The sequence below is a fragment of the Vibrio barjaei genome, assembly GCF_001639065.2.
Lineage (GTDB): Bacteria > Pseudomonadota > Gammaproteobacteria > Enterobacterales > Vibrionaceae > Vibrio > Vibrio barjaei.
This window is the reverse complement of sequence record NZ_LQXO02000012.1, coordinates 64,728-77,389: the sequence shown is the minus strand read 5'-3', so window position 1 is coordinate 77,389 and position 12,662 is coordinate 64,728. Positions and strand designations below refer to the sequence as shown.

12 protein-coding genes are annotated in these 12,662 nt (G+C 44.2%); 2 read left to right on the top strand and 10 right to left on the bottom strand.

The annotated features are described in order from the left end of the window. Position 1: 1 nt before the first annotated feature. From AWH66_RS06765 to AWH66_RS06750, 4 genes are all read right to left on the bottom strand, one after another. Positions 2-1,246, bottom strand: a complete 1,245-nt coding sequence (locus AWH66_RS06765; protein WP_063605576.1) for an ABC transporter permease — start codon at positions 1,244-1,246, stop codon at positions 2-4. 95 nt (positions 1,247-1,341) lie between these two features. Beyond that, positions 1,342-2,400: an ABC transporter substrate-binding protein gene (locus tag AWH66_RS06760; RefSeq protein WP_051868160.1), complete on the bottom strand. Its 1,059-nt coding sequence runs from the start codon at positions 2,398-2,400 to the stop codon at positions 1,342-1,344. 19 nt (positions 2,401-2,419) lie between these two features. After that, positions 2,420-3,505, bottom strand: a complete 1,086-nt coding sequence (locus AWH66_RS06755) for an ABC transporter ATP-binding protein (protein WP_006071538.1) — start codon at positions 3,503-3,505, stop codon at positions 2,420-2,422. Between the two features lie 565 nt (positions 3,506-4,070). Next, entirely contained in the window at positions 4,071-5,447 is a 1,377-nt protein-coding gene (locus AWH66_RS06750) for an aldehyde dehydrogenase EutE (RefSeq protein ID WP_063605577.1), read from the bottom strand. A 438-nt stretch (positions 5,448-5,885) separates the two neighbouring features. Here AWH66_RS06750 and AWH66_RS06745 point away from each other — a divergent pair, with 438 nt between their 5' ends. Then, complete coding sequence (locus AWH66_RS06745; RefSeq protein ID WP_063605578.1) at positions 5,886-7,466, top strand: diaminopimelate decarboxylase family protein; 1,581 nt, start codon at positions 5,886-5,888, stop codon at positions 7,464-7,466. Between the two features lie 309 nt (positions 7,467-7,775). Here the strand turns inward: AWH66_RS06745 and AWH66_RS06740 are convergent, their stop codons facing one another. Further along, positions 7,776-9,065 (bottom strand): hypothetical protein, encoded by a 1,290-nt coding sequence (locus AWH66_RS06740; RefSeq protein ID WP_063605579.1) that lies wholly within the window; start codon positions 9,063-9,065, stop codon positions 7,776-7,778. 193 nt (positions 9,066-9,258) lie between these two features. On the opposite strand from AWH66_RS06740, the gene AWH66_RS06735 reads away from it, so the two are divergent. Beyond that, complete coding sequence (locus AWH66_RS06735) at positions 9,259-9,864, top strand: GntR family transcriptional regulator (RefSeq protein ID WP_006071524.1); 606 nt, start codon at positions 9,259-9,261, stop codon at positions 9,862-9,864. 51 nt (positions 9,865-9,915) lie between these two features. Here the strand turns inward: AWH66_RS06735 and AWH66_RS06730 are convergent, their stop codons facing one another. The 5 genes from AWH66_RS06730 to AWH66_RS06710 are packed head-to-tail and all read right to left on the bottom strand — an operon-like array spanning position 9,916 to position 12,658. Beyond that, positions 9,916-10,176 carry an HPr family phosphocarrier protein gene (locus AWH66_RS06730; RefSeq protein WP_063605580.1) on the bottom strand — a complete coding sequence of 87 codons (261 nt, stop codon included), beginning with the start codon at positions 10,174-10,176 and terminating at the stop codon, positions 9,916-9,918. Further along, a complete protein-coding gene (locus AWH66_RS06725) occupies positions 10,166-10,627 on the bottom strand; it encodes a PTS sugar transporter subunit IIA (RefSeq protein WP_063605581.1) in 462 nt (153 codons plus the stop codon). Before AWH66_RS06725 ends, AWH66_RS06730 begins: the two co-directional genes overlap by 11 nt. Beyond that, on the bottom strand, positions 10,628-11,143 hold the full coding sequence (locus tag AWH66_RS06720) for a YjbQ family protein (RefSeq protein WP_063605582.1): 516 nt from the start codon (positions 11,141-11,143) through the stop codon (positions 10,628-10,630). After that, the gene (locus AWH66_RS06715) at positions 11,140-11,829 is read right to left on the bottom strand and encodes a triose-phosphate isomerase (protein ID WP_006071520.1); all 690 of its coding nucleotides are present in this window, start codon (positions 11,827-11,829) and stop codon (positions 11,140-11,142) included. The genes AWH66_RS06720 and AWH66_RS06715 overlap by 4 nt, the downstream gene beginning before the upstream one ends. Further along, positions 11,822-12,658 (bottom strand): class II fructose-bisphosphate aldolase, encoded by an 837-nt coding sequence (locus AWH66_RS06710; RefSeq protein WP_083399965.1) that lies wholly within the window; start codon positions 12,656-12,658, stop codon positions 11,822-11,824. Before AWH66_RS06710 ends, AWH66_RS06715 begins: the two co-directional genes overlap by 8 nt. Positions 12,659-12,662 lie beyond the last annotated feature (4 nt).

Here is a 12,662-nt window from a genome sequence, read left to right as displayed (position 1 = left end):
GTTAACCTAACTTAATGTTGTTCACGCCTACCCAGCGGTCATATAACCAATAGAGCGCCAAAATCAGAACCAGTAGCAAGCTGCCTAGTGCTGCTGCTAACTCCCAGTTATTGGATGACTGCATATGGAACGCAATGATATTACTGATCATTTGCCCGTCCGTACCCCCGACCAGCGCGGGCGTAATGTAGTAACCAATAGAAATAATAAACACCAGCAGAGCCCCTGCACTTAAGCCGGGTAATGTCATTGGGAAATAGATTTTAAAGAACGCAGGCATGGGTTTAGAACCCAGAGACAGCGCCGCACGATAATAGCTTGGGTCGATGTTCTTCATGACGCTGTATAGCGGCAAAATCATGAAAGGCAGCAAAATATGAGTCATTGAAATGATGGTCGAAAACTCGGTGTACAGTAGGTCAAGAGGCTCATCAATAATGCCTATCGCCTTTAGGGTGCTGTTCACTACCCCGTTGGTTTGCAAAAGCGCAATCCATGATGTGGTTCGAACCAATAATGAGGTCCAAAACGGCAACAATACAAACACCAGTAACTTATTGGCTTTGCTCGGTGAGGCTGTAGATAAATAGTAAGACAATGGAAACGCAATAATCGCTGTGAGCACAGTGATGTACAGGGCGATTTTCAAGCTTTTCCAGTACAGTTTGATATAGATTTTGGTGTCTCGGGCTTCGATGTCGCCTTGCAATGACTTCTTCAGATCCAGAGCGGTTAAATAGTAACGTTCAGTCCATTTGTTACCCGATACTTTAATCGCTACCCACACATCGGGGGAGCGCCACTTTTTATGTTTATCTAATAGAATATCGGTGCCTTCGAGACGCAGCTCTTCGATCGGCATTCTTTTGATTTTTCGTGCAGTGGATTTGATAAGACTTGAAGAGCCCGGCAGTGAGCGGTTGATTTCCTCGGCCAACTTTCCGGAGCGGCGTTCCTGTGCCAGTTCGTGAAGCTCTAACGTGAACACCTGAATAACCTCATCAGGCGGCATGGCTCCGGTTGACTCATCCCAAGATGCCATCGCCTCTAAGGTGTTTGGTACCAATTGAGCAACCGTCGGATGATAAACACTGCGATAAAGCATGGTGGTGATCGGCGCTAAAAAGGAAAGAAACACAAACAGCAGCAGTGGCAAAGTAAACAAAAACAGCATTAACTGTTTGCTGCGATGCTTCTTCTTACTCTCAGAAAGCTCTGTCAGTGTTAGCGTATTTTCACTCGCCATTCTGTTTTCATCCTTGAATCTAAACGCTTAAAAACTCGATTAAATGGGCTATCTAATACATTTAGATAGCCCAACTTTTGCTTATAGAATTGAGGCTATTGAAGTAACCACTCGTTAAACTTCTCACCCAGTGTTTCACCGTAATCAGCCCAGAAATCACCCGATGCTTTTACCCCTTCATCTAGGTGAGATGATGGCAGTTTTGGAATAACCGCAGGATCCACATACTGATAAGCGGATTTACGAGTTGGACCATACGCCACTTCAGGCATACCACTCAGTGGTTTTGAACCCGTTGCAAAGCGAATGAACTCTTCCGCTAACGCTTTCTTCTTAGTGCCTTTTACAATCGCCCAAACATCGAGATCGTAAACGTGCGAATCCCAGACCATTTCAAACGGTTTGCCTTCACGTTGAATGGCATCGAAGAAGCGACCATTCGCCGACTGAACCATGACCGCGCCACCATCGTTAAGTAGTTGAGGCGCTTGCGACCAGCTGTCGAACCAGACAATGTCGTCTTTGATAGTATCGAGTTTCGCGAACGCACGTTTTTGGCCTTCATCGGTACTTAGCACGTCATACACGTCTTCTTTAGCAACGCCATCAGCCAGTAGTGCCCACTCTAGGTTCACTTGAGGACGCTTACGAAAAGCACGTTTACCTGGATACGTTTTAGTGTCGAAAAGATCTTGAATCGAGTTTGGTTTGCCACCCTGAATGGTGTCGTGGTTGTAAGCGAAAAGGACAGTCCAAACGATGTTACCTACCCCACACTCATTAGCGAGCGCCTCTTTGCTGAAGTCATCTTTGGCTGGCGTACCATCATCACCCGGAGGCAAGGTATCCATTGGGAATACTTCTAGCAATCCTTCTGAACAAGCTCGCTCAAGGTCGATAACCTCAACGTCAATCACGTCCCAAAGCACGTTGCCACTCTCTACTTGGGCTTTAAGCTCTGCGATACCGCCTGAATAGTTTTCAGACAGCACCTTGTGTCCGGTACTCTCAGTAAACGGATCAAGCATGTGTTTCTTTTGGGCATCGCCGTAAGCACCACCAAACGACACTGCCGTTAGTTGGTCGGCCATTGCTGCGTTGCTCAGTCCAAGCGCAAGAGCAATAGGAAGCCACTTTTTCATTTTCGTCATCATATATCCTTTCTTTCCTTGACTAAGGGTGATCAAGCGCTAACCCATCAGAAATGGACCACGTTAGGCTGGCTACATCACCGGCCTTGAAGGTCGGTGCTTGTTGGTCATTGAGGAGCTTCACCATCACGTCTCTGCCGTCTTGCAACTTAAAGAAGTAACGAATGAAGTCACCAACGTACAATCGGGTGACAAAGGTAGCGGAGACTTGGTTACTGTTCACTTCGTCCTTGTCTCCGATAAAGAAGTTTTCTGGGCGCACTGCCAACATACAGCGCTCTCCAATTTCAGGAACATTGATCGCAGTCGCCACGACTTGAGTCCCATCGCTCAATTCAACATGAGCGTGGTCGCCGTCAATTTTGGTTAAAGTCCCCGGAAGATGGTTATTCTCGCCGAGAAAATCGGCGACGAACGCATTGGCTGGACGCTCGTACAGCGTAGAAGGGTCCGCACACTGCTGAACTACGCCGTCCTCAAACACTGCAATACGGTCAGACATAGTAAGTGCTTCGGTCTGATCATGGGTAACATAGATGGCGGTAAAACCTAACTGTTCGTGCAAGCGCTTAATTTCAAATTGCATCTGCTCGCGAAGGTTTTTATCCAATGCACCTAAAGGTTCATCCATAAGAACAATCGAAGGCTCAAAAATCAGCGAACGCGCCAGTGCCACACGCTGCTTTTGACCGCCGGAGAGCTGACCCGGATAGCGGTCACCAAAGTGTTCAAGCTCCACCAGTTTTAAAAACTCTTGAACCTTCTGTTTGATTTGCTCTTTGGGTAGTTTGCGAACATTAAGGGGATAAGCTAGGTTTTCTGCCACCGTCATATGAGGGAATAATGCGTAGTGCTGAAATACCATGCCAATATTGCGATGATAAGGCGCAACGTTTGTGATGAGTTCTCCGTTGACTTCTATCCCGCCGCTGGTCACATCTTCAAACCCAGCGAGCATCATTAAGCATGTGGTTTTGCCAGAGCCAGAAGGCCCCAACAGTGTTACAAATTCCCCTTTAGCGATGTCGAGGCTAAAGTCTTTCACCACAAAATTGTGTCGGTCATAACTCTTTTTTACATTCTTGAATTGTACGTAACGACTGTCCATTTCTACTGCCTATCCCTCTGCTTCAAGCTCAACCTCAAAAACTGAGCGCTATTCAAAAACCTAGTTTTGATTAACAACTGAGCAACATTTGATTTTAGAAAGTGTGATTTATCCTTTGTTTTTCAGACATAAAGAGGGATTACGAAATGTTGCAACTTGTACGAAAATTAAGCTCAGCTCGAATGAAGGTTTGAATTAGGAAGATCTACTAGATAAAAATATCAGTATCATAGAAATAAATGGAAGGAACTGCTTATTTGATAAATCAGTCGTTAAATTTGATCTTCGTATCAACACGCCATCTTAGAACAAATTTAGCAATATCAACGTGCTACAAGCGCTATTACATTGTGATACTTAGATGGAATATGGGCATAATCAGTATGCTATTTGACTTCATAAAATCGTTAACCTACTAAAATAACAGCGTTATTCTGGTTAAAGCCGTCGATGTCTACTGCCCGCGCATCTCTCAGAGGAAACGTTCCTGCGGCAATCAAACAAAAAAGCCGAAGCTAACGCTCCGGCTTTCAACTCATCTCAGGACGGGTCATCACACCATCGATTAAACGATACGCAGACCACCTTGAGCGATAGCAAAACGACGAGCACGAGTAAACGACAATGCGTTAGTAATACCCTCACCAGTTGGACCCGCGATAGTGAATGTAGACGTTCCTTCTGCGTTATAACCCACACCAGATAGCGTTGGGCCGTTGTGCGCAAAGATAGTGGTGTTGATGCGAGCACCAAACTTAGTCACGTTCTCGATGTTACCCGAGTAGATACATGCCGAGTGCTTATTGGCACGCTCAGCCGCCACTGCGCGGTCGATGGCTTCATCGATATCTTTACAGATAACCACAGGAAGCACTGGCATCATTTGCTCTACGTGAACCAATGGGTGGTCGTTTTCTACCAGCATTACTGCAAGGCGAGTATCAGACTCAACACCGATTGATTTTAGGATTTCACCTGCATCTTGACCGACGTGTTTTTTCACCGGGTGCCAAACACGAGCAATCTCATGGGCTGTGCACGGCTTCGCGCCTTCAAACTCATCTAGCGTCAAAATTTGCTCAGTTAACTGCTCTGCTTCTTCTGCTGTTAACACGTAAGCGCCAACTTCTTCTAGCTTATCAAGGAATGCATCTGCTACGGCCTCTTCAACGAAGACTTCCTTCTCGCCAATACACAGCAGGTTGTTATCGAAAGACGCACCGCCGTATACGCCCGCCGCAGCTAGCTCTAGGTTAGCAGAAGCGTCTACGATTACTGGTGGATTACCAGCGCCTGCGCCAACACCTTTCTTACCAGATTGTAGGATAGCCTTAACAAGACCAGGGCCACCTGTACCCACAAGCATATTAATCAGTGGTGACTGAGCAATTTCGTTTAGTGTTTCTAGTGTTGGCTCTTTGACCATAGTTACTAGGTTTTCTGGGCCGCCTGCTTCTACGATGGTTTTGTTTAGCAAGTCAATCATCACCGCAGAAACCACTTTAGACGATGGGTGAACATTAAATGTAACCGCGTTACCACCAGCAAGCATCGAAATTGCGTTGTTCACTATGGTTTCTGTTGGGTTAGTCACAGGCGTCACCGCGCCGATAACACCATAAGGTGCGCGCTCACCAAGAGAAATACCGTTATCACCAGACCATACTTTAGTATCCAGTACTTCCGTACCCGGCGTTTTCATTGCCGTAAGATGGTGCTTAGCGATTTTGTCTTCCACGCGGCCCAGTTTTGTCTCTTCACGAACCATTTTTGCGAAGTCTTCTGCTCGCGCTAATACTGCTTCACGAATAGCAGTTAGGATGGCTTCACGACCTTCTTTGGTACAGTTTACGTAGAACTCTCGTTGAGCTTTATGAGTAGCTTCAATCGCAGCGTCCACTGTCGCGAATACACCTTTAGCGTTGTTAATATCAAAAGACATAGTGATTACCTCGTAAAATTGGGTATTGTGAAGAACTAGGCGTTATGCCAGTTCTTTTCGACATGTTTAGTAAGGCTAATTCCTCACCTAATATGGCTATAATTTAACCCAGACACTCATCAACACGATGTCACTGGGTGTCAGCTTATTTGACCCATTAACACAAATAACCCACAGCGATAACTTGACTCATTACGTAACCCCTCACTGTCTCTCGCCTCTTAGCAAACAATACGTTAGTTCACCCACAACCGTAGTTTGTTAACCTATCAGCCCAATCCCAACATCTGCTTTCTGATAAAAGCAACATTAATTCAATACGTTAACACTAGGTGTAAAATAAATTGACCCTCAGTGACATGCTGCATTTTTGACCTCCAGATAGACTAGCGTTCATCAAATCGATACCCAATTACGAACACTTCGTGAGGAATGAATATGAAAAATCAAGCGCTTTTAGAAGAGTCTGTAAAGCAACTGAGCACTATTTTAGAGACACAGCAACAGCTTCTAGCAGAGCACAAAGCTAACCAGAACTATGCTGAGCGTCTTGAAAACATTCTGACTCCAACCGATGAGCTAACCACTCAAGGTGACGACTTATTGATTGGTGGTTGCAAAGCCACTGATCTTATCGAGCAATACGGTAGCCCGCTGTTCGTGTTGAGCGAAGACACGCTCCGTAACAACCTGCGCCGCGTGAAAAACGCGTTTGGCAACTACTGGCCAAAACCAGTCAACGTGATGTTTGCTATCAAGTCGAACACCAACTTCGCGGTTCGAGCTATCTGTAACGAAGAAGGCGTGGGCGGTGATTGCTTTGGTCCGGGTGAAGTTGAAGCGACATACATCGCAGGTGCCGACCCAAAAACCATCGCACTAAACGGTACCGTAAAGCCTGAACTTGCTATCCGTAAAGCAGTTGAATATGGCTACGCGATTCACCTAGATTCTTACGAAGAGATTGAAATCGTTGAGCGCATCGCTCGCGAAGTGAAACCGGCGGAAAAAGTACGTATCGCGGTTCGTCTAAAAGTTATCCCTGAAGATTTCTTCAATGACTTTGAACCAGATGCTTACCCGTTCCCTAACTTTATCGGCGCGATGAAGTGGATCAAATTCGGCTTGCTAAAAGAAGAAGCGAAGAAAATCATCAACCGCGTAAAAGAAATCGACATCTTCGAATTCTACGGTTTCCACACTCACCTAGGCCGCTTCTCTAAACAGCCTGAAGGTTGGGATGCGCTATACCGCGAATACGCACGCAACATTATCGAAATCTCTCGTGAGTGTGGCGTTCAACCTTTCCAAGTAGACCTAGGTGGCGGCTGGCCACGTGAGCGTGAGCCTGAGTGTCGTAGCAAAGAACACATGATGAACCCGAACACCATCGAAGACTACGCAAAAGTAGTGTGTGGGGGCATGCTAGAAGAGTTCACTAAAGAAGGCTTCGAAGTACCACAACTATGGCTAGAACCAGGTCGTTATATCGCAGGTAACATCGGCACGCTACTTACCTCGGTATACGTTGTGAAAGACGACCAAGAGATGGATTACACCTACACCATGGTTGATGCATCGACTTACCTAGCTACATTGGTCGAGTCTCAAGAGTCGAAGAACCCAGTTCTTCCAGCAAACAAAATGACCCAACCATTGGTAGAGAGAACCACTGAAATCGCAGGCCCAATCTGTATCCCATCTATCTGGGAAAGCGGCGCACGCATGCCAGCTCTACAGCCAAAAGATGTACTAGCAATTATGGATGTCGGTCACTACGCTGAGTCTCAAGCGAGCCAGTTCAACTCACTACCACGCCCAGCAACGGTGCTAGTGAAAGACGGCGAAGCAGAGCTCATCAAACGCGCTGAAACGGTTGAAGATGTATTCGCAACGCAAATTCTTCCAGAGCGCTTTGTAAAAGCAAAAGCTGAAATTGAGAAGAAAATGGCGAAGCCTGCTGGTAAAAAAGCAGCAACTAAACGCCGCGTGGCAAGAACGCCGAGTTATTCGAAATAAGCAGATTGCTGAGCTTTAGGCTTGGTGGTTTGAATTGAGAATTGGTGATTGGAAAGCTCCCGTTGGGAGCTTTTAACTAAACAAATCCCCATAAACTTCCATTGTCACTATTGCTTGAAGCAAAATAACAAAGCTCGACCGTGTGATTTTAACAACAGCAAACCCAAGATAGCCGTTCGTCATCAAGATAATCTTGTCCCTTGTAGAGTTATTTATAGGCAATTTAGTATTAATATCCCTTGGTCTGCCATAACGACGAGAAACCTGAAGTAGAGTTCTCTCATTTCGAAAGTCAAATGCGCCGAGAATTCATTCACTAACGATAGATCCAAGAAACAGATTACTTCTAAATGTTTGTCTAGCATCAGCTTCATTATTTGCAGATAAATACTCTAGCGTGATCGCCTCAATTTCAGCGTAAGATAAATACCGAATTACTGATTTAATACGAGCACCACTCGACTCATTGACGTAGAACTCTCGAACTCCCATTCCTATCAAAAGAATAATCAATCGCTTATCTATCTGGTTGGTTATTTTAACGCCTACCAATTTGTCACTTTCAACCATTGATTGAATGTTATGGGAAAACGTTCTTAGGGACGAGAAATCCCAGTCTAGCAAATCCTCAATTCCACTAAGCACCACAAAATTAGCGGAAGAAAGAACGGAGGGATCAAGCGGTAGTTGTTCGACATTAGTTATGACGCCGAGAGAAAAGTCTCCATCTGAGTAGCTGACATCAAACTTCCCACAGAGAAGATGTGAGGTCCACCCATTGTTAGCTAGACTAACTAAGCCCTTTACTTCACGAAACTTGCTTTTGGACTTCAATGCCGAGGCGACAAAGCTCAACTCTTCGAAAAGTGCTTTTGACTCTATTTCTACGTCACTATAATCAATATCTACACGCATGGTTTTTTGATTAATTTCAAGAAGAGCGTTTATAGAAAGTTTGTTATTAAGGTAAAGATCTGACCTGTTGATTTGAATTTTCGCTGGAGTAATAGACCTCTGCCGATTTTCTAAGGTAAAAATCAAATCTATATCGACATCATCAGTAGTCCTAGCATCTAGGCTCCGATAATATTCGGTCAGCACAACGCTGTTGTTCACGCGCTCAAGTAGTCCGCTCACATCAAATGTTGAACTATCTTCGGCAGTACCATCATAATCTCGTTGTTGCGGACTGAACTCAGAACCAAGCAACCTCTTAAGTAAGTGCTTCCTCATGCTTTCAAAGTGCAACGCCTCTTCTGAATAATTGGCAACATTGAGCTGTTGCATGACCTCAACGAAGGAATCGACGAGCTCATCGACAATGGTATCAGCACTGTACACATTGCGTCTGATATTCTCTCTAATAACCGCTTGATTCTCGGGTTTTAGCAACTCCTTAGCATGTAGTTCAAATAATTTAGCAAGCTCTGGTTTTTCCTCAAATTGGCTCCTACTTCCAAGCAGCCCCATTTTCTGAAACAGTTTCCCCATTGCAACGTCATATTTATCGATCTCATCTTTATAATGGGATTTGATGTGCGCACTTGCATGTTTTTTAATTGCCCTGGTTAACGCTATGGGGGTAACAATTACGTTCATTGGTTAATCTCCCTGATGAGTCGCCATAATGATGTCTCAATACAATTAGTCAGTTACTCGATAATCGGTTCGAGATATAATGTTGAAAGAACATAATTCACGTTATTGACATTATGCCCTCTCAAGATGCACGAACTTATTAATCATTAATCTTGTGTTATAAAGGTCCTACTTAGAATTATTGGGGTGTTACATGAAAGCAAGCCAACGCGCTTATGAATCCATACTTAATATGATTCAAACTAGTGAAATCAAAGATGCGGTTGTAGAAAACGACCTTACTGAGATACTGGACATCAGCCGTACTCCTGTAAGGGAAGCCATAGCACGATTAATTGTTGAAGGTTGGGTAGAAGTCCTGGAAAACGGTGGCAAGGTAGTTTGTAAAATAACCGTCGATCAAGCACGTGAGATCTTCCAAGTTCGCATGAGCCTAGAAGCGCTGCTACTGGAGCTCGCTTGGTCCGAAATTGATAGAGAGAAAATCGCTGAGATAAAATCTCAGTGTGAACACGTTGTCTCAAATAGTAACTATGAGCAAATGCCTCAAATAATGAGTGACTTTTATCAAGAGCTAAATTCCAAGTCAAATAACAAACTCCTTGCTGAAAACATCAGCGTGTTACACAACAAAGCCAACCTAATTAAAGTAGAGCTGATTGACCAAGTTAAGAGAAAATCGGTTGAAGAAATCATCGCGCTTCTAGAAAGCATCTGCAGTGAAGATCAAGATAAAGCTGTTCACCACTTAAAGTTCCATTTAGCGGCATGCTATTACCGATTGTTTGGTGAGTTATAAACAACACCCGATTATGCACAATCTCCATCAATGAAGATTGTGCATTTAAGTTTACTTAAAGTTAGTGCTAATAGATTTTACAATTTCACTCACCGCTATCTCTTCATCGGCTCCTTCCGCCCAGACTTTTACTTTCTCTCCACCTTTAACCCCCAGCTTCATCAATGCCATTATCGATTTTGCATTGGCTTTTTTATTGTCATATTCAAGAAATACATCAGCATCAAATCGCTTGGCCGACTTAACCAACAGAGATGCAGGCCTCGCATGTATACCCGCCACATCTTTCACGATAACTTCGTCAGTCTTCATACACTAACTCCTTTGAAAGTACTTGGTACATCTCATTCACGCCCGAACTACGTAACAAAATATCCAGCGCTTCTCGTGATTGTGCATAACCCATAATGGTCTGCAGTGTCTCAATCTGTGCGTCGTTTGAAGACATCGCTAACATAAACACGACATTCACGAGACATACCTCATCTTCTGCACCCATCATTGTAAATTCGACTGGGTTAGATAAGATCGCCACAGCAATAGAATCCGAAATTGTATGTTCACGGTCAGTATGAGGTATAGCCAACCTTCCTAGTCCTGTAGGAAACACACCTTCTCTCGCGACAATTGCATCTGAAAATGACTCTTTGACGTAACCATGCTCAAAAAGGACCTGTGCTAGTTGTCGCAGTACCTCTTCATTGGTTGAAGCATTTAAAGAAGATACTAACAGTTCCTTTTTGAATAAATTGTTCTTGCTCATTTACTGCCCCATGACCATCACATCAAATTTTCGGGTCCGCTCTCGATTTTGATCGAAGTCTACAAAATAGACGTACCCTACACTCCCTAGATTCAACTCTTTACCTTTTAAGATGAATGTCTTGCTAGGCCCAAAAAAACTCGCTCGAATATGCGCATCTCCATTTAATATGGTTCCTGGGTCTGCGGGATAATTAGGATCATCAAGGGACATCAAGAAATCTAAGTGCTTGTCGCCGGGATAACGATAATTGGTGTTCTCAGTCAGTTCTCTAGGGACTATTTTGTCAAGAATCTTGTTTAGGTCTACCTGTAAAAACTCGTCTCCGTTAAAATCTGTATCATGCACATATTCTTCGAAAATCACTGAGCAGGTCGTGTGGGCAGTTTGAATGACACAAATACCATTCTCTATACCACTTTCTCGAACGATGTTTTTAACTTCGTCCGTGATATTGTGATACGAGACCCGACCAACAACAGTATCTAAAGAGATGGTTCTGTTGTAAAAGTTCATGAGTTTAAGCTCCTTCCTTTTGCCACAGCTTCTATCATCGAAACCATCGTATACATTGGATCTTCTGAGGCAAAAATACCACTCGTAGCACCAGTTCCATGCGCACCGTTTTTGATAACGTATTCAACATCTTCCGGTGAAGATATCCCAGCGGCTTGTAACCCCAATGTTTTTGGTGATATCTCTGCGATAGTTGTCTGCGTAGATAGAATGTACTCTTTGTTAGCAGTTTGCCCTGTCCCAATAAGTTCTGTGGGCTCACAGACCATGACATCGGGATGAAGCATCGCAATGGCTTGTGCGTCTTCAAGTGAGTCGGCACAAACGATAGAGAATAAGCCTAGCTCCTTCGTACGCTTTAGAGCTGCGACAAGTTGAGCAAGTGTTAGAGGTCTCTCAGCATGATTCAAAAACACGGCTCCAACGCCAGCCTCCACCAACGCATTTGGAAGTATGTGCCCCATACCTCGTCCTATTTCAATAGGATCCATATGTTGAGCCGTCACAATGAGACGAGATGTATTATCCTTGATCATTCGCAGGTCGACATGTTGAGCCGTAAAGAAAATATCTAGGTCGTATTGGATCGCAAGTTCATCGGCCTTCTTCGCCATCGCAAGAAGTTTGTCGCCGTATAAATATGATTTAGGGTTCACCGCAATAAACGGTGCTCTGATTTCAGTCATTAGTTTTTGTCCCATACACCGAGTAGTAGTGGGAGAGTGTTTCGCCAACACGCTCGTTAATTTCTCGCTTCATCGAAAAATAATCACTGTATTGTTTTTCATTTGCGGCGCTTAGCGCGGCGATTATGAAGTCAGTGAAAATGTTAATTTTCGATATACCAAGAGAAGCACATGTTGAAAGGTTTTCATCTCCTGTTGAAGAACCTCCGTGAAGTACAAGAGGAATAGCAACGGATGCTCTAATCTCCTTTAATCTTTCGAAACTTATTTTCGGTACACCAGAGTAGGTACCGTGAGCAGTCCCAATGGAGATCGCTAGTGAGTCAGCACCACTGAGATCCGCAAACCTTATGGCTTCTTGAACATCGGTATAGACGGAGTCATTATGTTCGTGATCTTCAAAGTTCTCGCCAGCTCCTACATGACCAATTTCAGCTTCAACAGGAACGTTGTGTTTATGGGCATATTCAACAACTTGTTTGGTTAACGTCACGTTGCGATCAAATTTCTCTGCCGATGCGTCGACCATCACGGACGTAAAACCACACTCAATTGCCTTTTTGATTACATCAAAGTTCATCCCGTGATCTAGGTGCAATGCAATATCCACACTAGCCTTCGACGCTAGAAAGATGGCGATGTTTGCTGCTTCTTCTAAGGTGAGAAGATCCATGTGACACTCAGCAAAAGAAAGAATCAAAGGCATCTGTTTTTGTTCAGCAATATCGACAAATGTTTTTGCCATCTCATAGTCAATGAAGTTAGCGGAGGGAACTGCGTAGCCCCCTTCACGTGCATCCATCAACATTTTTTTTGTTGATACAAGCATAATT

Excerpts from the sequence above, each read along its gene's own strand:
- AWH66_RS06765 (WP_063605576.1), bottom strand. The coding sequence starts at position 1,246 with ATGGCGAGTGAAAATACGCTAACACTGACAGAGCTTTCTGAGAGTAAG.
- AWH66_RS06760 (WP_051868160.1), bottom strand. The coding sequence starts at position 2,400 with ATGATGACGAAAATGAAAAAGTGGCTTCCTATTGCTCTTGCGCTTGGA.
- AWH66_RS06755 (WP_006071538.1), bottom strand. The coding sequence starts at position 3,505 with ATGGACAGTCGTTACGTACAATTCAAGAATGTAAAAAAGAGTTATGAC.
- AWH66_RS06750 (WP_063605577.1), bottom strand. The coding sequence starts at position 5,447 with ATGTCTTTTGATATTAACAACGCTAAAGGTGTATTCGCGACAGTGGAC.
- AWH66_RS06745 (WP_063605578.1), top strand. The coding sequence starts at position 5,886 with ATGAAAAATCAAGCGCTTTTAGAAGAGTCTGTAAAGCAACTGAGCACT.
- AWH66_RS06740 (WP_063605579.1), bottom strand. The coding sequence starts at position 9,065 with ATGAACGTAATTGTTACCCCCATAGCGTTAACCAGGGCAATTAAAAAA.
- AWH66_RS06735 (WP_006071524.1), top strand. The coding sequence starts at position 9,259 with ATGAAAGCAAGCCAACGCGCTTATGAATCCATACTTAATATGATTCAA.
- AWH66_RS06730 (WP_063605580.1), bottom strand. The coding sequence starts at position 10,176 with ATGAAGACTGACGAAGTTATCGTGAAAGATGTGGCGGGTATACATGCG.
- AWH66_RS06725 (WP_063605581.1), bottom strand. The coding sequence starts at position 10,627 with ATGAGCAAGAACAATTTATTCAAAAAGGAACTGTTAGTATCTTCTTTA.
- AWH66_RS06720 (WP_063605582.1), bottom strand. The coding sequence starts at position 11,143 with ATGAACTTTTACAACAGAACCATCTCTTTAGATACTGTTGTTGGTCGG.
- AWH66_RS06715 (WP_006071520.1), bottom strand. The coding sequence starts at position 11,829 with ATGACTGAAATCAGAGCACCGTTTATTGCGGTGAACCCTAAATCATAT.
- AWH66_RS06710 (WP_083399965.1), bottom strand. The coding sequence starts at position 12,658 with ATGCTTGTATCAACAAAAAAAATGTTGATGGATGCACGTGAAGGGGGC.